Below are 22,642 nucleotides of genomic sequence, written 5' to 3'. Positions count from 1 at the left end.
TCCCCTCAGTTTAATTTTGTAGAGATAGATCATGGCTAGCACCGCACACGCATTACACATTTTAGTTAAGCATAAAGAACTTGCCGAAGACATAATTCAGCAGTTAAAAAAAGGCGCTAAGTTCCATGTGCTCGCTAAAAAACATTCCTCTTGCCCATCGGGTAAAAAAGGGGGTGATTTAGGCGAATTTAAACGTGGCCAAATGGTTCCGCAATTTGATAAAGTGGCTTTTGGCGCAGAAATATTAGAACCACATTTAGTAAAAACTAAATTTGGTTGGCATGTGATAAAAGTGCTTTATAGAACGTAAGAGTAAAGTTAGCTAGAAAAACGAGTGACTTCGATTTAACGAAAAAACCACCTACAAAGGTGGTTTTTTCGTTTAAGTATCCAGTAACTTTAGCTGCCAACGGCACTTGGTTGTACATCCAAACCATAACCAAACATCACTGCAAGTACGAGCACAATCGATGCTGCTAACATCAATTTAAGTAATAGTGGTAAACAAAAACGGAACCAATGCCCATAAGGGACACCCGCCATGCCTAAAATTCCCATTAATACCGCATTGGTAGGGATAATCATATTTGAAAAGCCATCACCAAATTGATACGCAAGCACTGCAACTTGGCGTGGCACGCCGACTAAATCGCCCAGTGGTGCCATAAGTGGCATAGTGACATACGCTTGCCCAGAACCTGACGGAATAAAGGTATTAAGCACTGTTTGAATTACTAACATGCCAATGGCTGATATTTCAGCACTCACATAAGATAATGGCAGTGACATGCCATGCACTAAGCTATGCAATATTTGCCCATCTTCAAGGATTAAAGCAATACCACGGGCAACACCAATTAAAATAGCGGTGGTGACGAGATCTGAAACACCTTCAATAAAGCGGTTTGCAGCATCATCGGCAGATAAACGGCCCAGAATAGCGATCAACACACCCCACGCGATAAACACGCCGCCTAATTCGTATAAGTACCAGCCTTTGGTTGCAATACCCCATACAGCAACACCTAGCGTGACAATAAAGCTACCTAAAATTAATTTATGACGCAGTGCAAGTTCAGGGTAATGCGGTGTTGCTTGATCATTGAGAGGGCAAGGCACATCAAGCATCATGGATTTACTTGGATCGGCGGCCACCTTTTTAGTGTACTGCCACACATGATGAAAACCAATTAGTACAAAGGGCACAAATATCGCTAAGCGCAACCATAAACCAGAATAAACAGGAATTTCAGCAATCTGTTGGGCAATTAACACTGTGAATGGGTTAAACGCAGACACGCCATAACCAATCCCGTAACCGGCTACAATCATCCCTACTGCTGTCATTGCATCAAGGCGCATAGCTTTACAAAGAGCGACTAATATTAATACAAATGGAATATATTCACCCGCTGTACCAATACTGCTTGATGCTAAGGCAAAACAAAAAACCACCATAAATATAAGTCGTTGCGGCTTTTTACCATGGCGCTCAAGTAAACGGCCAATCAACGCATCAACCGTGCCGGTAGCACGGGCAATGGCCAGTACACCGCCAACAATCAAGACAAAAAAGATCACATCTTGCGCCGCAGCAAAGGCGCGCGGAATCGCCGTTAATAAATCCCAAGGGGTAAGATAGTGACGTTCAGCGACCGTATGATAGGTGCCCGCAAGGACCATTTCCCGACCAGACTCGGTGAGTGTTGTGTCAAAAAAACCTTGTGGTACTAACCAGGTAGCAACTAACGCAGTGACCATCATACCTAGCAGTAAAATCAAAGTATGCGGTACTTTGAAAGAATTACTCATACGTTCTCCATTTTTATAATTGGCGCAGCAGATATGCCTCGCTGTTTTTTGTTAAGGATAACACGAGTTATAAAATCACAATAAAAATAGCAACGTCAGTCTGTAAAGGAATGTAACGGGGGGCACTAAGTTAAAGAAGAAAGTTAGTTAAAAAGCGACGCAACAGGTAAATTGCGTCGCTTGTCATTTTATTACGCTTCTTGCTCGGCGATTTGTTTAAATGCTTGCACAAATGCGTCGCTTGGCTGGCCGCCAGTGAGGGCGTATTGATCGTTAATGATAAAGGTTGGCACTGAGGAAATGCCCATTTGCTGTAGCGCATTTTGCTCGCTGCGTACTTCTTGGAAATACTCGCCTGAGTCTAAAATTTCTTTTGCGCGGGCTCTATCAAGACCAACACTTTGTACTACATCAAGTAGGTTGTCTTGCTCATTAAGGAAAATTAAATCGGTAAAGTGGGCTTTAAATAAAGCGAGTTTTAGCTCGGTTTGTTTGCCTTCAGTGGCAGCCCAAGTGAGTAAGCGATGTAAGTCAAAGCTATTGATCATGATGCGTTTACCGTCAAAATTAAAGGTAAAGCCTGCTTTTTCACCCATCTCTAAAATACGTTTGCGGTTTTCGTCGCCTTGCTCCTCGCTCAGGCCATATTTTTGTTGTAAATGCTCATTTAAATCTTGCCCTTCAATTGGCATATCTGGGTTTAACTCAAATGGCTTCCAGCTGATCTCAGCTGAAAATTCGTCACTTAATTGCGCTAATGCTGTTTCAAGGTTTTTATAACCAATAATGCACCAAGGACACATTACGTCTGAAACGATGTCGATTTTTAGCTTTTTCATGAGTGAGCCTATTTTTTACAGTGTGTACGGGTCTATATGCAGGCGCGAAGGGGTTAATTCAAGAGGGGGGATTTTCAATTTACAGAAATAAGTGCTTAAACTGCACGGTAAGCGTTTACCGTGCAGTCGTTATGATGGACTAGCTTAGTCAGCTAAACCAAAAGGGTCTTCGATGCTATGGGCAGGCTCAGTAAACCATTTTGGCCCTTTATCAGTCATATAGAAATGATCTTCTAAGCGAACGCCAAATTCATCAGGTATAACTAGCATAGGCTCATTACTAAAGCACATACCTGTTGCAAGTGGGGTTTTGTTGCCGCCGACTAAATAAGGCCATTCGTGAATATCTAAGCCAATACCGTGGCCTGTGCGGTGGGGGCAACCTGGCGTTTGATATTCAGGACCTAGCTCTTGCGCGGCTAAGTAACTACGCGCGGCGGCATCGACTGCTTCACAAGGCGCACCAATTTTTGCAGCGTTGAAGGCGGCGATTTGCGCGGCTTTTTCGTAATCCCAAAACTGGCGTTGGCGCTCTGTGGCCTCACCAAACACATAGGTGCGGGTAATATCTGATAAATAATCATGTACTTTACAGCCAGTATCAATCAGTACCATATCGCCTTTTTTAAGAATTTGCGGGTCTTTCACGCCATGTGGGAACGAGGTTGCAACGCCAAATAATACGATGCAAAAATAGTTACCTGGAGCACCTACTTTTTGGTGTGCTTGCTTGATAAACGCTTCAACTTCGCTCGTGCTGATTCCTTCGTGTAACATACTTGCAGTTGCTTGGTGAACCGCTAACGTCATATCCATAGCGCGTTGCATCAGTGCCAGCTCGTTGGCTGATTTATGCATTCGACAATGAGCGGTCACAGGTTGTGCATTGACTAGGTTTAAGCCAGTTTGTGCTTTGTTTATACCATCAAAAATAAAGAACTGTGCGCTTTCGTCAATGCCAACAGTGCCATTAGCCGCAATGCCCATTTCTGCGAGTATTTCAACAAATAAAGCATAAGGGTTTTGGTGCTCTTGCCAACCACGAATAGGGCCATCGATGACTTTAAAACCGTTTAGTGAGCCAATTTCAAAATACGGGGCAATGTATTGTACGTCGCCTTTAGCCGGTAATATTGCGCCTACCATACGCTCACTGGCATACCAACGCATACCGGTAAAGTAGGTTAAGTTAGTGCCTGCATTTAAGTAAATTGCATCAATACAATTGGCTTGCATGTAGGCTTGTGCTTTGGCAATACGCGCTAAATGCTCATCAGCCTGAATAGGCATTAAATCGCCCGTCATATCGCTTAGACCGGCGAGTGCTTGCTCTTTAGTTTGCGTACCAATTCCGAATGTTGTCATGGTGCTCTCCTTTATTTATATGCGGCTATTGTGCGTGTGGCTGTGCTTTACTGCAAGCGGGTTGCGTTGAAAAGCGACTCACACAATAAGGGTGTATATCTATTTGCGGCGGGTGGTTTAAACACAGTGCGGTTATTAGCTCTGCGGTTACGGCGCCTTGGGTTAATCCTAAGTGCTGGTGGCCAAAAGCAAAGTACAGGTTATCGTGGTTCGGGGCGCTACCAATAACGGGTAATGAATCCGGTAGCGATGGCCTACAGCCCATCCAGGTACTGTTAGCATGTAATGAAAAGGCTGATCTATTCAGTAATGCTTTAGCGTTGGGTAATAATGCTAATGCGCGTTTGTTATTCATTTTTCGTTTGGTGCCGGCAAATTCTACCGTGCCAGCAATGCGTAGGCCTTGGCTCATGGGAGTCATAATAAAGTGACGCTCGGCAGAGGCCACAGGGCGTGAAAGCCCGTAATTACTGGCTAGCATGCAATGGTAACCACGTTCAGTATCAAGCGGCACTTTGTAGCCTAAAGGTTTCAATAGTGTGTTACTCCATGCGCCTGCGGCGATGACTACTTTATTCGCTGTGACAATTTGATTTTGGCAACTGAGTGTATAACCTTGCTTTGCAGGCTGTATCGAGGTGATTTTTTGTTGGCAAAATTGGCCGCCCAACGCGCTAAATTGTTCTGCTAAGTTGAGGCAAAATAAATGCGGATCAACACTGTGAGCCACCTCTTTAAATAATAAAGCGTAGGTAATGGTTTTAGCTAAATTGGGCTCTAGTAGACGCACGTGTTCGCCATCAAGTAACTCCACCTCAATACCCTGATCAAGGTAGCTGCGCAGCATAGCGTTAATTTTACTAAGAGGGGTGGTCTCAAAAGTCAGTAAGCTGCCCTTTTTAGTTAGTAAGTGGCCTAAATTATACTCACTGAGTAAGCGCTCATAAGCGGGGATCGCTAGTTGGTTTAACGCCTTAAGTGCTTGTGTGTTAGTGCGATAAGTCTTGCTTGGCATGTTTTTAACAAATTGCCAAAACCAAGGTAGGGCTTTAAAGCCATAACGCCAATCAATCCGTAGCGGCCCTAATGGATTGAATAACATACCGGGTAGCTTCTTTAATAGTGAAGGGTGCGCAAGCGGAAACACTTGCTCAGTCGCAAAGTGTCCAGCATTGCCTTTAGAGCAGCCTTGCGCTAAACCATTTTCATCATACAAGGTGACTGCAAAACCTGCTCGTTGTAGTTGTAATGCGCTACAAATGCCAATAATACCAGCTCCTATAACGGCGACTTGCTGTTTATTTTTATCCGCCAAAATAATTTACCTCTTCTATAAAAGTAATACCAAACACTTGATTTGTAGGCGCGTATACATTGCATCTCACTTTAAACAGTGATTTATGAAAAAAATCCCGCTGTATTAAATCAGTAAATAAGCATTGTTTTTCAGTTTCTTAAGTAGTTATTCCCAATCCCAAAAGAGCCTCAGAAGATAAACCTTTTAACAAACTTTAAGGTGGGATATTGATTATTGTATACAATATACCTATGATATCAAGCCTAAACATCAATCAGGTAATTAAAATGACAGTAACTTGGCAAGGAGTCTGTGCAGCAGTAATGGCTCAGTTTAGTGCAGACGACTCCATTAACTTTGCAACAACAGCAAACATGAGCGATGAACTGATCAACAAAGCTGTTCACGGCATGATTGCACTGGCTATAGCAAGCCCTACTAACCTAACAAAATTAAAGTGGGCTAAGTGATGCGTAAAGGAAGTTTTTTTTGTATTGACGGCCATACTTGCGGCAACCCAGTTAGGCTTATAACCAGTGGTCACCCGCAATTGAGCGGGCAGAGCATGAGTGAGAAGCGCCAAGATTTTTTGCAAAATCACGATTGGATCCGCCAAGCACTGATGTTTGAACCTCGCGGTCACGACATGATGTCGGGCGGATTTTTATATCCACCGACCACGGAAGACGGCGATGCCGCTATTTTATTTGTTGAAACATCTGGGTGTTTGCCTATGTGCGGCCACGGCACAATGGGTATCGTTACGTTTGCTTTAGAGCATGGTTTGTTACAGGCAAAAGTGCCGGGAACTCTGCTGCTAGACACACCTGCTGGGCGTGTCCAGATCAACTATGAAATGAGTGATGGCAAAGTACAGTGGGTAAAAATTTATAATGTACCTGCGTATTTAGCACATAAGTCGATAGTTATTGAAGTGCCTGAATTGGGCGAGCTGATAGTAGATATCGCCTATGGCGGCAACTTCTACATTATTGTTGAACCGCAAGGTAATTATAAAGGCATTGAACATTTAACGGCTGGGCAAATTTTGCAATATAGCCCGCTAGTGCGTGATGCAATAAACGCCAAAATTAAATGTGTTCATCCGCTTGACTCAACCGTTCAAGGCGCAAGCCATGTTTTATGGACAGGCACCCCAAAAAATGCCAATTCAGACGCCGCAAATGCAGTTTTTTATGGTGATAAAGCCATTGATCGCTCGCCATGTGGAACAGGCACCAGCGCCCGTATGGCACAGCTATTTGCCAAAGGGCAGTTGGCTCAAGGGCAAAATTTTATTCACGAAAGTTATATTGGCAGCCAGTTTATTGGTTGCATTGAACACGTAACAGAGATCGCAGGCATAACAGCTATCTTACCAAGTATTCAAGGTTGGTCTAGGGTGACGGGCACAAGTGCTATCACCGTAGATGACGATGACCCATACGCATTTGGGTTTCAAGTAATTTAATGAGGAGCAAAGCATGACATTAACAGGACAAAGTTTAGTAGCAGGGCAATGGCTCGGTCACTCTGGAAATGGTGAATTTAACGCATTTTCCCCCGCCCGCAATGAACCACTCGCAACGCGCTTTTTTAACCTCAGCGCCACTGAGTTAGACAGTGCAATAGAAGCCGCACAATCGGCGTTTTATGAATATCGTAAAACCAGTTTTGCACAACGAGCAGATTTTTTAGAATGTATTGCTGATCATATTTTAGCGCTTGGTGATGAGTTACTTGAGCAAACACAGCAAGAAACCAACTTACCGCTGGCACGTTTGCAAGGTGAGCGTATGCGCACCGTAAATCAGCTTAAAGCCTTTGCTAATGCATTACGTGACAACCCTGAATCGCCACTGGGTTTAAAAATAGTGGATGAAGCAGATGCCACCAGAGCACCGTTACCAAAGCCGCACACTGAACTTAACTATTTACCGCTGGGGCCGGTGGCTGTATTTGGTGCATCTAATTTCCCTTACGCCTTTTCAACACTGGGCGGCGATACCGCCGCAGCCCTTGCAGCAGGCTGCCCAGTAATTGTAAAAAACCACACCGCGCACCCAGGAACGGGTGAGTTGATGGCACGTGTGGCGCTTGCAGCCATTAAAGAATGTGCAATGCCGTTAGGCGTGTTTGCAATGGTACAAAGTAAAGCCTACGACATATCGCATCAATTAGTGGCTGCGCCGGCAATAAAAGCGGTGGGGTTTACAGGCTCTTTTAATGTGGCCAGCAAGCTGCAAGCAACAATTGCCAAGCGTGAAGAGCCGATACCATTTTATGGTGAGCTTGGCAGTATTAACCCACAAGTTATTTTACTCAATAAAGCCATTGAACATAGCAAAGAGATGGCACAATCACTTTGCCAGTCAATGCTGATGGGGAACGGGCAGTTTTGCACTAGCCCAGGGCTTTGGTTAGTACCAACCGGGTGTGACGAACTCGAAGCACATATAACAGCGTGTATTAATGATGCCCCATCAGACACTTTACTCACCCCTGGGATTGTTAAAACCTTTAAACACCAAATAGCAGAGCGAACTCAGCTTGATAAGCTTAGCGTGCTGGGTAAAGGCAAGCTGGAGCATGAATTTCATGCTAATGCACATGTATTTGCTTGTAATGCTGATGACTATTTAGCAATCTCAGCTTTGCAAGAAGAAGTGTTTGGCCCTGCTGCGTTAGTGGTGCGCTACGACAGTGAACAGCAGCTCATGACATTGATAAACCAATTACAAGGGCAGTTAACCGCCAGTATTCATGGCACTGAAGCTGATTTAAACAACGCCGATAGCCTTATCGAAGCGCTGCAATATAAAGTAGGTCGTTTGATAAAAAATCAGCTGCCAACAGGTGTTGAAGTGTGCGCTTCAATGAACCACGGTGGGCCGTTCCCAAGTTCAACCGATGTACGCAGTACCTCTGTGGGCGCAAATGCAATGTTACGTTTTATGCGACCAATTTGTTATCAAGCATAGGATTTATTGGGCGGGATATGCAAATTGTATATTCCCGCTTTCCCCCTTGTTTATATAGGGTACAGACAGATTCTCACTTGGCATATGAGTGAACTTGAGTATAATGTATGCTAAATGCAATGTAAGAGGATCACCATGGCTATCGAGCACAAAACCCGCACCCAGCTTGTTGCAGAAGCAATTCGCGCAAAAATTCTCTCTGGTGAAATTAAAGCAGGCGAGCCCTTACGTCAAGCTGCACTGGCAACAGAGATGAACGTAAGTCGTATTCCTGTACGTGAGGCACTTCTTCAGCTTGAAGCCGAAGGGCTTGTTAACTTTGAAGCGCACAAAGGAGCTACGGCAACAGAGCTTTCAGCATCACAAATTGATGAGATTTTTGATTTAAGAGCCTTACTTGAAGCAGAGCTATTAAGCCATTCAATAGACGGTTTAACAGATCAAGATTTAATCGACGCTGAGCTTATTTTAACTGAGCTTGAAAGCGCTATGGATGCGGGCGACACCCACCTTGCCACAGGCGATTTAAATAGTCGATTTCATGGTAAATTATATTCGCGCGCGCAACGGCCACAAACCCGTGAGCTGGTAGATATGTATAGTAAAAATTCAGAGCGCTACGTGCGCATGCATATTTTACTGGCTGGTGGTTTAACCACCGCACCCGAAGAGCACCGCACATTGTTAAATCACTGTCGCGCAAAAGACACTAAAAAAGCCTGTGACTTTTTGAAAAAGCATATCTTGGGCGCCAAAAACGACATTAAAAAGCTATTATTAAAAATCGAAGACGAAAAAAGGTAACCTTAATAAGTTGTTATTATAAATTTTAATGTGTGTTTACGCAGTTCAGGGTAATCACTCAAGAGTGTTTATCGGTATTCTTGGTAAAAGGCTGTTAGCTATCTGTCAGAAATTGCGAGTATCTATGAATAATGAATATCATTGGTGGGATCTGGAAGACTCTAGCTTCAAGGGTGTTTTATACGACTCGATAAATTGTTATTTCTTGCATGACTTGCCTTACAAAAACTGGGAAGAGTTTTCTGAAGCTGACCCACATATGGCTTATGCACAATTAACCTATGTCCGATTTAACATGCTTGAACAACAATTCATTGATTTGCGGGTTATCCCTAAAATGCTTGGGGTTGAAACTGTTCCAGTTAAATCCAGCGTTCAAGACATAAATAGATACGACTGGCTTAAATCTATCGTTGATTTGACTTTATTCCGTTTTTCCAGCTTGAGAGATATAGCCTTTCATTTTGTGAATGAAGTTTTGGAGCTAGGACTTTCTGATTTTCAGTTAAATATTAAGCAACTCAAAAAAGCTCTCAAAACAGAGTACCCTGAAATTCTAGAGGACTTAAAAACTCTTGATAAAACCGGTGAAGAATTGCGGACTGATCGTAATGACCGAGCACACAAGGGATTCAGTGAACTCTATACTGGCGATGATAAAATGTTCAAAAATATGTCGTGGATGGAAGGCAAAGTTATCGACAACACTGATTATGATTTGGTCGGTATTTATGAAAACTCCCGTGACAAAATTTGTGATCTAGTAGTTCAAGAAGTGCAGGTGGCATTAAGAGCTACAATCAATTTAGTTGATAATTGCTATGACCACTATCGTGATACACACCTTAGGTTATCATGCGGTTCTGCAATGGGAGTGTCGCAGCATTTCCCACTGCATTGTGAAAAAGATAGCTAACAAGCAATTTAAGAGTGATTCCCCACGCTTGGCAGTTTCAGTTTAGGGCTAGTTCAGTGTTTACGGTGTTCAATTTGAGCGTCGTGGTAGCGTGGCCCACACCTTAATTGGAGGTTGAGGCTGTAGAATTACTCTTTTTTTAAGAAAGACAGCCAGTTTTATGGGTTCCAAATGCATTACCTAATGCTTTAAAAACGCTTAGAGTTAATTACAGGAGCTCGTCTTTTAATTGAATTTGGCTGTTGGAGTTATACTACAGCCTCGTTAGGTGATTTACATGGATGGTTGGCAGTATCACGATATTGGTTTTGAATCCCAAACTAAAAAAATCAATGGTATTAATATTTGGAAGTATCCTTGGAACGACATGGACGAACCATCATTTGAAGTGCCTCATCCTCAATATCCAGATCAACGTCATAAAATCACACCTTACTTTATTAAAACTAAAGGTAAAACTCTTACATTTGCTGCGGGTGAAGTTAGTAATTGCGTTTGATGTATTTATGTTGCAGAATCAATTGCCTAATACATATGAGCCTTAACTCTGTCAATAGGCAATAGTGTTCTTTTTGACCGTTTTATAAATTGAAGGTCAATCAAAAATCAACTCTAATTCAATAAGCAAATTCGTTTACTTCGTATGTCGATGTGGCTGTTAAGCAAGTAGCTTACGGCAAACACATCTAGGGTGCGTTACGCAGTAATCTCTTATTGCGATCTTATCGCAGCCAGGTTTTTCCCATATCCTTTTGGACTTTCTGGGGCACTACGACTAAATAGATTTAGAAGGTAGAACGAAGCAGGATGCCAGAGCCGAGACATTCATCGGTTAACCTAATCATGGCAAGTAGCCTAGGCCTGTTTTGAATAAAATAAGATGTAACAATCTCAAAAATAGCCAATCTGTAAAGATAAAAACTCCGTAACAGCGGAGTTTTTGCTATTTGAATATTTTAAAACATCAGTCTAGTAAATCGAGGACCTCAAGTCGTTCTTTTGCTAGGGCATACCGTGTGTGCACGTCATCAATTTGCTGTTGGGTTAACTTCTTGCCAAAGGTGCGAAGCCCACCTGTTAGATCATTATGATGAATGCCAAAAGCAAACTTAAGGTATTCTAAAAGTAACGGCTGTGCATCAAGATAGGATATAGAGTTCATCGCTTGAGAGATTTTGTTTGCCTCGGCCCATTCTCCGTTATTTACATACTCTTGCATTGTAATACTCGCTTTTGGGAATATGCAGCCCACACCTGTAATGCCGCCACATGCGCCTGCGAGTCCTGCATGTACAGTAACGGTGTCAACACCGGCCAATACTTTTAAATTTTTGTTCTCTAACATCATTGTTTCAATAACTGACACATCGATAGTTGATATTTTAAGCGCAGTTACCTCTGGTAGAGCTGCAAGCCTTGTAAGCAGATCAGTTGAAAGCGCATGGTAGCCCGCTGCGTCAGGGTTGTTATAGGGCATTATTGTTATGCCGGCCTCTTTTGCCGCTGAGGCGCTAAGCGCGTAGTAAGCATACATCTGTTCATCACAAGGTGTTTCTTTGGTTTTTGGTGGCATTACCATAACGGTATCTACGCCGACCGTTGCGAGTTCTTTTACTATTTTGGCTAGTTCTTCTTTGGTTTCTGCCGCTGCGCCACTGATTAAAGGAACGTTGTGTTCTTTAGCAACACTTGAAAGGGCTTTTAGTAAAGAAAGGCGTTGCTCAGCACTTAGGTAGCTGTTTTCACCCAGCGTACCAGAGCCAACAAGTCCACCCATACGAGTACCCCCCTTTCCTTGCACTTTTAAAATATCTGCAGCGTATTTTTTTGTTGTATCAAGGTCTATTTCCAGGGCTCCGGACTCTGACTCTTTTAGCCATGTAAATACGGCCGGCATAACTGTATATCGCCAATCTTTACTGTTCGTTTGCATCATATTTCCTCTTATAAATACATATTGTATACATTATACATTTAGATTGTATCAGCTAAATTGCTTTCGGCAAGGCCGGAATAAAAATAAACTAAACCCTGTATTAATTACTTTGCTCACTTCTGTTACTTTTTAGGTGTTCAGTGTGAGTTTGCAAGCAATTGATTATAAATATTGTTTTTGAATAAGTTTGACATGAACCATCTTGTTTTTTAATTTTACGTAAATTAAATGTATATTACATATTGTATACAATATGTAATGAGTGTATATTTTTTACGTCAAGGTTAGCCTGGCAACAAAAAATCAACAGGATCAAAGGAACATTTCATGTTTACGAATAATAAAAAGCAAACTCGGGGAGTGGGTGTTAAAACCCTACTGGCAACAGCTGTTACAGCTGCATTAATAATGACACCAGCTGCGCAGGCCGTAGATGGTAGTAGTATTGTAAAAGGTCATATTGTTGCACACTCTGGTAATGATTTGATTGGCGCAACAATTACACTTAAACACAAGAGTAAAGGGCTTGTTTACACTATTACGAGTAATGCTGAAGGCGATTACTTATTACGTAATGTACCGGTGGGTATGTACGATGTAACGATTGTAAAAGATGGCTATCAAACACTAATTGAAGAAGATGTAGCAGTGACCATTGGTCAATCAATCATTCTCGATGTACAACTTTATAAAGCTGGTACTGATATAGAGCGTATCGCGGTAACAGGTTCGGCAATTCGTCGTGTAGATATGGCTTCCTCTACCTCCGGTTTAACGTTTAGTGATGCTGAGCTTAAAGCAATGCCGGTTAATACAGGCTTTGAGAGCATTGCTTTACTTGCGCCAGGTACCGCTGCACCTGGTGGCTCTAATTTTAAAGGCGCATCAAGTTTTGGTGGTTCATCGGCTGCTGAAAATGGCTACTATTTTAATGGCTTAAATGTAACGAGTATTCGTACTGGTTTAGGTTCCATTCGCCTTCCTTGGGAAGCTATATCCCAAACTCAAGTTAAAACCGGTGGTGTAAGCCCTGAATTTGGTGGTGCATTAGGCGGCATTGTAAACGCTGTGTCTAAATCGGGCGATAACGACTTTAAATTCGGTGCAGAGGTGCGCTGGGATCCTGATGGCCTTCGTAGTCAACATGATTCAATATTTCAAGATAGTGGGACAATAAACACTAATACACAGCAAAGCAGTTACGACTTTAAAGAAGTACAGCTATGGGCAAGTGGTGCAATTATTGAAGATACCCTGTTCTTTTATGGTTTATTTGCACCACGCAGAGAAGAGTCTAATAGCGCAGGGCAAACCACTTTTTCTGATTTTGAGCGTGATGAAGACCGTTGGTTCACCAAAGTGGATTGGTTTATTAATGAAGATCACTCTATTGGTTTCTCTGCAATGAACAATAAACGTACTTGGACTGATAAAACGTTTGCGTATAGTTGGCAAGATAATGTGGTAGGTGATCAACAAGGTGTCGATGCACCAGGCGAAGATGGCGGCAATGTATACAGTATTAACTACAATGGCTACCTCACAGATACTTTTTCAGTGTCAGCCGTTGTTGGTCGTGTTACTGAAAATGTTGAGAACGTTGTAGCATCACCTAATCCCGGCGTGTGGGATGAACGTGACGGTTTTGTAACTCTAAGCCAGCATACAAATTCCGGTATAACGGAAGAAGAGTATATTCGTGACCAAGCCAGAATTGATTTTAACTGGGACTTGGATATGCATTCAATTCAATTTGGTATTGATTACACCAATGTGAAGGTTGATTATTTTGAAGGCCAAAATGGTATTGGGGATGCACAAGGCTGGTGGACTATAAAAACTGCTGGTGAAAATGATATATCAAGTGCTGCGCTGGGGAGTGACTTTATCGAAAGGCGGGTTCGTAGCCGTGAGGTCGATTCAGATACAACTTCACTGGCGTTTTATATTAATGACTCATGGCAAGCAACTGATAATTTAGTCCTTAATATGGGTTTGCGTTATAGCCAGTTTGAAAATACGGTGACAGATGGCCGAGCATTTGTTGATATTGATAATCAAATAGCGCCACGCTTACAGGCTATTTATGATGTATCGGGTGACGGTAGCGCTAAAATATTTGCCACTTACGGGCGCTATTTTCAGCCAGTATCTGCGAACATGAATATCACTCAAGGCTCTGCATCAATTGAATGGTTTGAGTATTTTGAATTAGATCAATTAGAAGGCAATGGCTCGCCTACTTTATTAGCTGACGGCTCACCTAGCAGAGGTGATATGTTACGAGATAGACGCTGGCGCCAGCGTGGTATTACTGAACCTGGGTTAATTGCCTCGTCTTCTTTAAAACCAATGTACAGCGATGAGTTCACAATAGGGTATCAACAAGAAGTTTTTGATTCTATGTCTGCCGGCGTACGTGCTATTTACCGCGACCTTGGGCGCAGTGTTGAAGACACGGATGTAGGCCCTATACTTGCCAAGAAACTTGCCGAAATGGGGATCACCGATAACGTAGGGCAGGGTTCATATTATGTGCTTAATAATCCTGGTGAAGCGATTCAAATGTCGTATGACTTTGATGGTGATGGAGAAATAGATAACGTTAATTTAAGTGCTGATGAGCTTGCACTTGCCGAAGCACAACGCAAATATTTGGCCCTTGAGTTTACCTTAGATGGCAATGTAACCGATGACTTGCGTATCAATACTTCATATACATGGTCACATAGCTACGGTAATACGGAAGGTTTAGTTAAAACGGATAACGACCAAGCAGATCCTGGTTGGACGACCTCTTACGACTATGGCGATTTGATGGATCATGGCTATGGTAATTTACCAAATGACCACCGCCACGCAATCAAATTTAGTGGCGCGTATAATATTACCGATTCACTGACTGTAGGTTTAGTTGCGCGAACTACATCGGGTCGTCCAAAGAGCTACTTCTCAGTTCACCCTGAAGGTGTTGATAGCTGCGAGCAAGGAAGCCCGTGGGATGCATGTGTGAGTAAATACTATGACCAAGCATCGCACTATGATGAAAATGGTAACCCGGCACCACGCGGAAGCAAAGGTAACTTACCGTGGTTAACTAATGTGGATATGTCACTGACTTATTATACTGACTTTTTTGGCTCTGACATGACCTTAAAAGGCACGGTATATAACTTATTCGATGGAGATAGCGCGGTATCGATAAACGAGGAGCGAGCTCAATATGGCGATAATGGCTTAGAGCTCAACCCAGATTATGGTTTAGTAACTGGCCGCCAAGGTGCTCGATATGTATCGTTAACCGCACGTATAGAATTTTAAGTTCCCTGGTAAGTGGCTGTAAATTGTCGTTTTAGTAAATAGTATCTAACAAGCGAAAACTAAAACTGACAAAATGTTTAAGCACATTCTCATTAAGAGTAACACAGCCTTGATGCTGAGTAGGTAACTGCTCAGCATTTTTTATTAAAGTTATTGCACTAAAAAATATTGAGATATATTGTATACAAAAGTGAAGGAGTTAATTATGACCCAGACTTTATTTTCCCATTGGCAGCAGCCTAATAATGATTGGTTACAAATACATACTTTAGAGATGCACACTGGTGGTGAACCATTGCGTATTATAGTTGATGGCTTTGAGCAACTTACAGGTGATACGATGCTTGAAAAGCGTGCCGATTGTTTAGCGCGTTTTGATTATTTACGAAAAGCATTGATGTTTGAACCTCGTGGTCATGCCGATATGTATGGCGCAGTGATCACTTGTGCTGTGCGCTCAGATAGCCATTTTGGCGTACTTTTTTTACATAATGAAGGTTATAGCACCATGTGCGGGCATGCGATTATTGCACTGGCTACCGCTGCAAAAGATTGCGCACTTGTTGACTTTAAAGATGGCTATAATGAACTAAGAATAGACACTCCAGCTGGGCTTATAAAAGCGTATGTTGAACTTAACAATAATCAGTTACAGCAAGTATATTTTGATAATGTCGCCAGTTTTGTTGATAAATTAGACGTTAAAATAAGCTTGCCGATGTGTGGTTCGGTTAGCTGTGATATAGCGTTTGGCGGTGCATACTACGCATTTGTTGATGCAGATACTCTTAATTTAAGCTTAGCACCTGACAATCATGGACATATAATTAGCCTTGGGAAAGCCATTAAACAGCAAGTGACTAATCAATATCAGCCAACGCACCCAACCGATCAGGCACTGGGTTTTTTATATGGGGTTATTTTTTACTCCAATAGCCAGTTATCACAAATTAACCACTTTAGCCGTCATGTGTGTGTATTTGCCGAAGGTGAACTTGATCGAAGCCCTACAGGCACGGGCGTAAGCGCTCGTGCTGCATTAGCTTTTGCCAAAGGCGAATTAGCGGTAGGACAAAGTGTAAATATTGAGAGCATTTTAGGCTCAGCATTTAATGTAATGGTTAAGCAAACATGTGAGGTTAAAGCACGGTCTGCGATTATTCCTCGTGTTACGGGTACAGCCTTTGTGACGGGTAAACATACCTTTTTAATTGATCCAACAGATCCCCTAAAACAAGGATTTATTTTTCGATGAATAATCATTTTTTAGTACGCCAACAATTACTAAAACAACGTATGGTAGAGCAAAACTTAACGGCGTTATTAGTGTTAGGGCATGAGAATATTCGCTACTTGAGCGGGTTTAGTGGTAATGCCGCGTATGCAATTGTGACGCAAGCTAGCTGCATACTTATTACTGATTATCGTTACTTTGAGCGCGCACAATCTGAGTGCCAAGGGTTTGAAGTGATCAGCCGCGACCGTGATAGCGAAAGTTTAGGCTGTTGTATTAACCGTTTTTTACCTGCTAACAGCCATTTAGGTTTTGATGCGGCATTTATTAATGTGGCATTGTGGCAGCAAATTGCTAGTGATTTGAGTGGTCACACATTAATGCCAATTCAAGGAGTAATTGAACGTCAGCGCATGATCAAAAATGACTGGGAAGTAGCACAAATAAAAGCTGCGGCTGCGATTGCGGATGAAGCACTTGCACACACTATTCCATATTTTAAAGTAGGTGTAAGCGAACGTGATTTAGCCTTAGAGCTAGAGTTTAGAATGCAAAAATTAGGCTCTGAAGGAATGTCGTTTGCAACGATTTTAATGTTCGCAGAGCGTACCTCGCTGCCCCATGGTAGCCCCAGTGATAGAACACTTAAAGAAGGCGACTTTATTACCCTAGACTTTGGCGCTGTTGTTAATGGCTATCGCTCAGACATGACACGTAGTTATGTATTAGGTAAAGCGTCAAGCAAACAAGTTCAAATTTACAATGCAGTTGCGACTGCACAACAAGCTGCTATTAATTTAATTAAGCCAGGGGTTGATTGCATTGATTTACAAAATGCATCACAACAAGTATTGGATGGCTCTGGTTTTGGAAAATGGGCAGGACAAGGGCTTGGCCACGGTTTAGGGCTATTTTTACACGAGCAGCCGTTTATCAATAGCAACGTTAAGCACGTATTAGAAGTGGGCAATGTGATCACCATAGAGCCAGGTATTTATATCTCTGAATATGGCGGGGTGCGTTTAGAGGAGGACATCTTGATCACCAACACGGGTTATGAAATTTTAACTCACGCACCTAAACCATTCGAACTGGAGTTATAAAATGCAAGTTATTGATAAAAAACACATTGATAACGCCCTTGATTTTGACTCGTTAATCACTGCTATGCAGCAAGGTTTTGCCCTCGATTTTACTATGCCAAAGCGTAACGTCTATGAGTTAGATAGCAACAGCGGTAGCCGGGATGCGTTTGCTGTGTTACCTGCATGGAATGAACAAGTGATTGGCGTAAAAGCATTTACTTATTTTCCTAATAATGGCGAGGCGGGCTTTGATTCTTTGTATTCTAAAATAATGTTGTTTTCGCGCGAGCACGGCGAACCGTTGGCACTGGTAGATGGCACGAGTATTACTTTATGGCGTACGGCAAGCGTATCGGCGCTTGCGAGTCGTTATTTATCCCGAGAGAATAGTAATCATTTAGTATTTTTTGGCAGTGGTAACTTAGCCGAGTATATGGTGCGTGCGCATTTGGCTGTTCGTAATTTTAAACGAGTAACGCTGGTGGCGCGTAATCATTTAAAAGTAGTCGCCCTGCAAAGTTGTTTAGAGCAGTTATATCCTGATGTTGAGTTTGTCATTGGGCAAAGTACGCAAGAAGTAATTTACAGTGCTGACGTGATCAGCTGCGCGACCGGCTCTCAAGTGCCATTATTTGATGGCAACTGGTTAAAATCAGGCACGCATGTTGACCTAATCGGTAATCATCAGAGTGACCATCGCGAATGCGACACCGCCACAATTACTCGTAGCCGCGTTTATGTTGATAGTAAAACCAATGTATTAGGAGAAGCAGGTGAATTATTAATACCAATAAGTGAAGGTGTATTTTGCGAGCAAAGCGTATGTGCTGAATTAGCTGATTTAGCGAAGGTAAATACCGTAGCCCGTTTTAACGAAACGGATATAACGGTATTTAAATCAGTTGGTACAGCACTGAGTGACTTGATTGCTGCAAATCAAGTTTATCAATCTCTACAGAACTAATAGATAATTTGTGGTGAGTTTTTAATGTGTGTGCTGTGTGTCTGTTTTAGTTTTATAAGGTAAGTGAAAGATGAATACTGTGCTATTGATATTGGGTGTGTGTTTTATTTTTGCAGGGTTACTGCCTCTTTTTAGGTGGTTAAAGTGTAAAATAAGCAAACATCACTGGCGCGTGTGTGTGATTGATAACATCACTAATGCGGTTAATACTCGTATTGGTGCTCATGAACTATTGCCGTCACAGTCAATGTTAGTTAGCTTTAGATTTAACAATCATTTGTATAGCGTATTGGTCAGTCACGACAACACCCTGCTCACACGATTCAAACAAGGCGAGCCTTGCAGTGTATTGGTTGATAAAAATAACCCGCAAAAGGTTTATAACAACTCACAACTATGGCAAAGCTATGCATTAGTTTGGTTGGTTAGCGGTCTAAGTTTGTGCGTGGGGAGCTATTTTTTAACGTGAGGTAAACGAGCATGCTTGGTATGCAACTCACTTATATTGTTTAGTTTTTAGTTATAAAAAAAGGGGGCCAGCCCCTTGTTAAATAGTATGTTATTTAGGTTGGAAGGTTGAGTAACTATTTATTAGGTTGCGATAATCTGGAATGTGGTTTGAGAATAGAGTCCCCAGTCCTTCCACATCATTGCGCCAGTCTCTATGTAATTCGCAAGCTGCGCCAAACCAGGTCATAAGTTGTGCGCCAGCAGCTGACATGCGATCCCAAGCTGCATCACGAGTCATTACATTAAAGGTGCCTGAAGCATCAGTGATCACGAATACATCAAAACCCTCTGCTAAAGCGGATAAAGCTGGGAATGCAACGCATACTTCAGTTACTACTCCAGCAATAATGATTTGTTTTTTTCCTGTAGCTTTAATAGCGGCAACAAACTCTTCATTATCCCATGCGTTAATTTGTCCAGGCCGAGCAATGTAGGGCGAATCTGGAAACATTTCTTTTAACTCAGGTACTAGCGGGCCGTTGGGGCCTTCTTCAAAGCTGGTGGTTAAGATTGTTGGCATCGCAAAGTATTTTGCACAGTCTGCCAATGCGAGTAAGTTAAAAGACATCCACTACTTTTAAAAATTAAAATGACACCTAACTTCAATACAGTTACAAGAGTTTTTATGTGTCTAATGATATTAAAAAACTCTTCTCAGAATAGTAAATGTTCATTTTTGGGCGAGTATAGCAAATAACTGGCAGCACAAGCTTCAGCCTTGAGCTGATAAAAAGTAAAAAGTTGTTTTATATGGTATTACGCTAATAGTTTTTCGCAATTTTTGCGGTTACTTCGTCGTTTAAAGTGTTGGTGTTCACAATACCGGTCAATTGCATCTGGTTTACCAACTGCACCATGAAAGACTTTAGTAAACCTACTGGTGATTTTTAGCCAGTTTTCAGGGCATATGTTTAGTTGCTCTAGTAGCGGTGGCAAAGAATGATCTATATAACCTGTTTTATCTGTTTTTATGCAGCGCCCTGTTTTATCAACAAGGTTTAGGTAAGAGTTCAGTTCAAAAGGCAAACCATTTACAGTGTGTTTTGTTGTTAAACCTGCAAAGCGAAATAAGGACCTAGGTTGTTTGGCATTTTGTGCTGCTGCAATACGTTTTTTAATACTTGTATAATTTGAGTTTTCAGGTGATGAAGCGGTTCCAGCACGGATTGGGTTTAGATCGACATAGGCCATACAAGCCACTAGTGCTGACTCATCAAGTAAAGCTTGAGATTTAAAGCGTCCCTCCCAAAATCTACCTTTACAATTATCTTCTTTATTAGCTTTGCGAGCAATGTACTCATTAAGTGATCGCATAAACCAGCTAATGTCCATTAGCCTTGAACGATATTCTCCAATGCTAGACTTTACTAATTGCAGTTCGACAGAAGAGAGTACCTCATTTTTCACAAAGCGTTGAGTTAATAAAGTACCTTTAAATGCTTTGTGCCAGCGTAAAGCAATGGCTTTATCATTTAGGCGGTTAGCTTTATTATTATCTACATGAAGGATGATATGTGTATGATTACTCATCACAGCATAGGCGCATACATCAATACAAAATATTGAAGCGAGCATTATAATTTTATCTTCAACCCATTTTCTGCGGTGCTCATACGATTGGCCCGTATGCTTGTCTATGCCACATAAATAAGCTTTTCTTACGCAACGAGATATACAGTGATAGTAGCGAGTATCACTTAGGCTAATTTGTCTTTTTCGAGCGATTGCCATAAAACCTCCAATGTTGTGTTTCTATAAAAATACTAGTCACTTTATATAGGACTGCAACTTTATGATGGGTTTGAATTGGAATCAGTTGTTGAATTTAGATTTAAGTGGGTGTCATGTAAGTTTTTTATCATTATGCGACTTGTAATAAGGTGTAATGTTTTATTTCATGTCGACGTTTACGCTTATAGGGCTGTTAATCCTAGCAGCGTAAACGTCACAGGAACTCGACAATGATTACTTCAAAACTTTTATTTGTGGTTTTACTTGGTACGGCATCGATTGCGCATGCTGGTACGCAGTACACAACACAACCTGCAAGCAATATTACGACAACATCGGCGCAGTTAAATGGTTATTCGGCATCTACTATTGGCTTAAGTGGTGAAATAATTGATTATGGTGAAACCACAAACTATGGCTTTAGTGTTTTAGTCACACCCGCAGGAGTTAATGGCCCTGTGAGTGCGCAAGTAGCTAATTTAGATTGTGGAACGCAGTATCATTTTCGGTTTCATGGTGATCCAAAACCGCCCAGATCAACACTGCAAGGTGAAGATCTCACTTTTACCACGCTACCATGTAACCCCACTATATTAAACAATATCTCCCTAGAAACAGGTGGCCAATATTACCTTGTGGCTGAGAATAATGGGGGGGATACAGTGAATGCAAATCGTCTTGCAATTGGTCCATGGGAGCAATTTAATTTAATAGATATTAATGGCGGTGATTTGCTAAGTGGTGATGAAATACATATCCAAACAACATCAGGATACTATTTTGTGGCAGAGCAAGGTGGTGGGGCTGCACTTAATGCAAACCGAACTGCGGCATCAATATGGGAAACGTTCACTATAGAATTACCAAATAACCCTGGTGCATTAATTCAAAATGGTGACAACATCGCGCTTAAATCGATTAATGGTTATTACGTACAAGCGGTCAATAATGGTGGTTTTGGAACCAATGTTCTGCCTACAGTTATAGGTTGTAATGCAATGTATCCTTGCTCATTAGAAATGTTTAAAATAATATTTTAAGTGTGGGTCGCAATTACCAAAACAGTCTATTGTAAGGTAGTTGCGACTTTCAATATAATACGTTGCACTTGCTGCTGAGGTTTACTCCATAGCGCAGTGTTAACAACCGTATCAAAGTATGATATTTAATTATTCAAAGTATATATGACACTCTTAACAATCATTTTCAAAGCTCAGCTGCTCTATTTAACGAGGTTTTTTAGCATAGGGTAGACGCGTTATAGCGTGTGTTTTGTGATAACTATCTAAGCCGCTAATGGTGACGGTGTTGATTGACTCTAAATCGATAAAACCATCCTCTAAAATTGCTGAGTCTTCAACATGTAAGTCTATAATCTCACCGATTACTAACTCAGTGCCATTTACGGCAAGGTGTTGATGCTCAACAAATTTAACTGCATACTTTAAACGGCTTTGAGCAACAAACGGAGCCGAAAAATTAGCCAGATACTCGGTTGTAAGGCCTGTAGCATCAAATTCAGATTCATTTTTATCGTAACGGGCAGAAGTCTGGTGAGCTTGTTCCACAATCTCGCTATTCACTTGGTTAATAGTGTAAACACCGGTTGCTAAAATATTCTCGAAAGTATGACGAGGTACACTATGTGGGCGCATAATCATACCTACAAGCGGTGGATGCGCGCCAAGGTGAATAACCGAACTTACAATTGCTAAGTTGGTGTTGCCTGCACTATCTTGAGTACCAATTAAGTTGGCACTTTTAAAACCAGATAGTGAGTTTATTAAATGCGTACGGTAGTGTTTATCTAACTGACTAATGGCGTCTGTTGTAAAGTGCATGGTTTA

20 protein-coding genes and 1 pseudogene are annotated in these 22,642 nt (G+C 41.8%); 13 read left to right on the top strand and 8 right to left on the bottom strand.

What is annotated here, in order from left to right; genetic code table 11:
* Positions 1 to 31 precede the first annotated feature (31 nt).
* The gene (gene ppiC, locus H5186_RS11475) at positions 32 to 310 is read left to right on the top strand and encodes a peptidylprolyl isomerase PpiC (protein ID WP_145234480.1); all 279 of its coding nucleotides are present in this window, start codon (positions 32 to 34) and stop codon (positions 308 to 310) included.
* Between the two features lie 89 nt (positions 311 to 399).
* Here the strand turns inward: ppiC and H5186_RS11470 are convergent, their stop codons facing one another.
* From H5186_RS11470 to H5186_RS11455, 4 genes are all read right to left on the bottom strand, one after another.
* Positions 400 to 1,812: a YfcC family protein gene (locus tag H5186_RS11470; protein WP_145234478.1), complete on the bottom strand. Its 1,413-nt coding sequence runs from the start codon at positions 1,810 to 1,812 to the stop codon at positions 400 to 402.
* 191 nt (positions 1,813 to 2,003) lie between these two features.
* Positions 2,004 to 2,651, bottom strand: a complete 648-nt coding sequence (locus H5186_RS11465) for a DsbA family oxidoreductase (RefSeq protein WP_138554903.1) — start codon at positions 2,649 to 2,651, stop codon at positions 2,004 to 2,006.
* Positions 2,652 to 2,795: 144 nt separating this feature from the next.
* Positions 2,796 to 4,016 (bottom strand): Xaa-Pro peptidase family protein, encoded by a 1,221-nt coding sequence (locus tag H5186_RS11460; RefSeq protein ID WP_182717617.1) that lies wholly within the window; start codon positions 4,014 to 4,016, stop codon positions 2,796 to 2,798.
* A 25-nt stretch (positions 4,017 to 4,041) separates the two neighbouring features.
* Positions 4,042 to 5,331 (bottom strand): FAD-binding oxidoreductase, encoded by a 1,290-nt coding sequence (locus H5186_RS11455; RefSeq protein WP_145234472.1) that lies wholly within the window; start codon positions 5,329 to 5,331, stop codon positions 4,042 to 4,044.
* Between the two features lie 269 nt (positions 5,332 to 5,600).
* On the opposite strand from H5186_RS11455, the gene H5186_RS11450 reads away from it, so the two are divergent.
* From H5186_RS11450 to H5186_RS11425, 6 genes are all read left to right on the top strand, one after another.
* A complete protein-coding gene (locus H5186_RS11450) occupies positions 5,601 to 5,783 on the top strand; it encodes a hypothetical protein (protein WP_145234469.1) in 183 nt (60 codons plus the stop codon).
* Positions 5,783 to 6,784 carry a 4-hydroxyproline epimerase gene (locus H5186_RS11445; protein ID WP_182739491.1) on the top strand — a complete coding sequence of 334 codons (1,002 nt, stop codon included), beginning with the start codon at positions 5,783 to 5,785 and terminating at the stop codon, positions 6,782 to 6,784. Before H5186_RS11450 ends, H5186_RS11445 begins: the two co-directional genes overlap by 1 nt.
* A 13-nt stretch (positions 6,785 to 6,797) precedes the next feature.
* Complete coding sequence (locus tag H5186_RS11440) at positions 6,798 to 8,294, top strand: aldehyde dehydrogenase (NADP(+)) (protein ID WP_182717615.1); 1,497 nt, start codon at positions 6,798 to 6,800, stop codon at positions 8,292 to 8,294.
* Positions 8,295 to 8,429: 135 nt separating this feature from the next.
* Positions 8,430 to 9,098 (top strand): GntR family transcriptional regulator, encoded by a 669-nt coding sequence (locus tag H5186_RS11435; protein ID WP_145234461.1) that lies wholly within the window; start codon positions 8,430 to 8,432, stop codon positions 9,096 to 9,098.
* A 124-nt stretch (positions 9,099 to 9,222) separates the two neighbouring features.
* Positions 9,223 to 10,014, top strand: a complete 792-nt coding sequence (locus tag H5186_RS11430) for a Cthe_2314 family HEPN domain-containing protein (RefSeq protein ID WP_182760779.1) — start codon at positions 9,223 to 9,225, stop codon at positions 10,012 to 10,014.
* A 277-nt stretch (positions 10,015 to 10,291) separates the two neighbouring features.
* Positions 10,292 to 10,513 (top strand): hypothetical protein, encoded by a 222-nt coding sequence (locus H5186_RS11425; protein ID WP_182717613.1) that lies wholly within the window; start codon positions 10,292 to 10,294, stop codon positions 10,511 to 10,513.
* 465 nt (positions 10,514 to 10,978) lie between these two features.
* Here H5186_RS11425 and H5186_RS11420 read toward each other — a convergent pair whose 3' ends face one another.
* Positions 10,979 to 11,947, bottom strand: a complete 969-nt coding sequence (locus H5186_RS11420) for a dihydrodipicolinate synthase family protein (protein ID WP_145234584.1) — start codon at positions 11,945 to 11,947, stop codon at positions 10,979 to 10,981.
* Positions 11,948 to 12,277: 330 nt separating this feature from the next.
* On the opposite strand from H5186_RS11420, the gene H5186_RS11415 reads away from it, so the two are divergent.
* The 5 genes from H5186_RS11415 (at position 12,278) to H5186_RS11395 (ending at position 19,023) form a co-directional block, all read left to right on the top strand.
* Positions 12,278 to 15,271, top strand: a complete 2,994-nt coding sequence (locus tag H5186_RS11415; RefSeq protein ID WP_145234451.1) for a TonB-dependent receptor domain-containing protein — start codon at positions 12,278 to 12,280, stop codon at positions 15,269 to 15,271.
* 205 nt (positions 15,272 to 15,476) lie between these two features.
* Positions 15,477 to 16,526, top strand: coding sequence for a proline racemase family protein (locus H5186_RS11410; RefSeq protein WP_145234449.1), 1,050 nt, complete (start codon positions 15,477 to 15,479; stop codon positions 16,524 to 16,526).
* Entirely contained in the window at positions 16,523 to 17,608 is a 1,086-nt protein-coding gene (locus H5186_RS11405) for a Xaa-Pro peptidase family protein (protein WP_182767320.1), read from the top strand. The genes H5186_RS11410 and H5186_RS11405 overlap by 4 nt, the downstream gene beginning before the upstream one ends.
* 1 nt (position 17,609) lies before the next feature.
* Positions 17,610 to 18,554, top strand: coding sequence for an ornithine cyclodeaminase family protein (locus H5186_RS11400; protein ID WP_182717610.1), 945 nt, complete (start codon positions 17,610 to 17,612; stop codon positions 18,552 to 18,554).
* Positions 18,555 to 18,624: 70 nt separating this feature from the next.
* Positions 18,625 to 19,023, top strand: a complete 399-nt coding sequence (locus tag H5186_RS11395; protein ID WP_145234441.1) for a hypothetical protein — start codon at positions 18,625 to 18,627, stop codon at positions 19,021 to 19,023.
* A gap of 90 nt (positions 19,024 to 19,113) precedes the next feature.
* Here the strand turns inward: H5186_RS11395 and ycaC are convergent.
* Both ycaC and H5186_RS11385 read right to left on the bottom strand, forming a co-directional pair.
* Positions 19,114 to 19,623: pseudogene (gene ycaC / locus H5186_RS11390) on the bottom strand (isochorismate family cysteine hydrolase YcaC); the annotation flags it as partial.
* Positions 19,624 to 19,820: 197 nt separating this feature from the next.
* Positions 19,821 to 20,795, bottom strand: coding sequence for a transposase (locus H5186_RS11385; RefSeq protein ID WP_182794473.1), 975 nt, complete (start codon positions 20,793 to 20,795; stop codon positions 19,821 to 19,823).
* Positions 20,796 to 21,025: 230 nt separating this feature from the next.
* On the opposite strand from H5186_RS11385, the gene H5186_RS11380 reads away from it, so the two are divergent.
* Positions 21,026 to 21,835: a peptidase S8 gene (locus tag H5186_RS11380; RefSeq protein WP_182794472.1), complete on the top strand. Its 810-nt coding sequence runs from the start codon at positions 21,026 to 21,028 to the stop codon at positions 21,833 to 21,835.
* 186 nt (positions 21,836 to 22,021) lie between these two features.
* Here the strand turns inward: H5186_RS11380 and H5186_RS11375 are convergent, their stop codons facing one another.
* A complete protein-coding gene (locus tag H5186_RS11375) occupies positions 22,022 to 22,636 on the bottom strand; it encodes a flavin reductase family protein (protein ID WP_145234432.1) in 615 nt (204 codons plus the stop codon).
* Positions 22,637 to 22,642: the final 6 nt, after the last annotated feature.

Source organism: Pseudoalteromonas sp. SG41-2, from assembly GCF_014164535.1.
GTDB classification, from domain to species: domain Bacteria; phylum Pseudomonadota; class Gammaproteobacteria; order Enterobacterales; family Alteromonadaceae; genus Pseudoalteromonas; species Pseudoalteromonas rhizosphaerae.
This window is presented reverse-complemented; position numbering and strand designations above follow the sequence as displayed.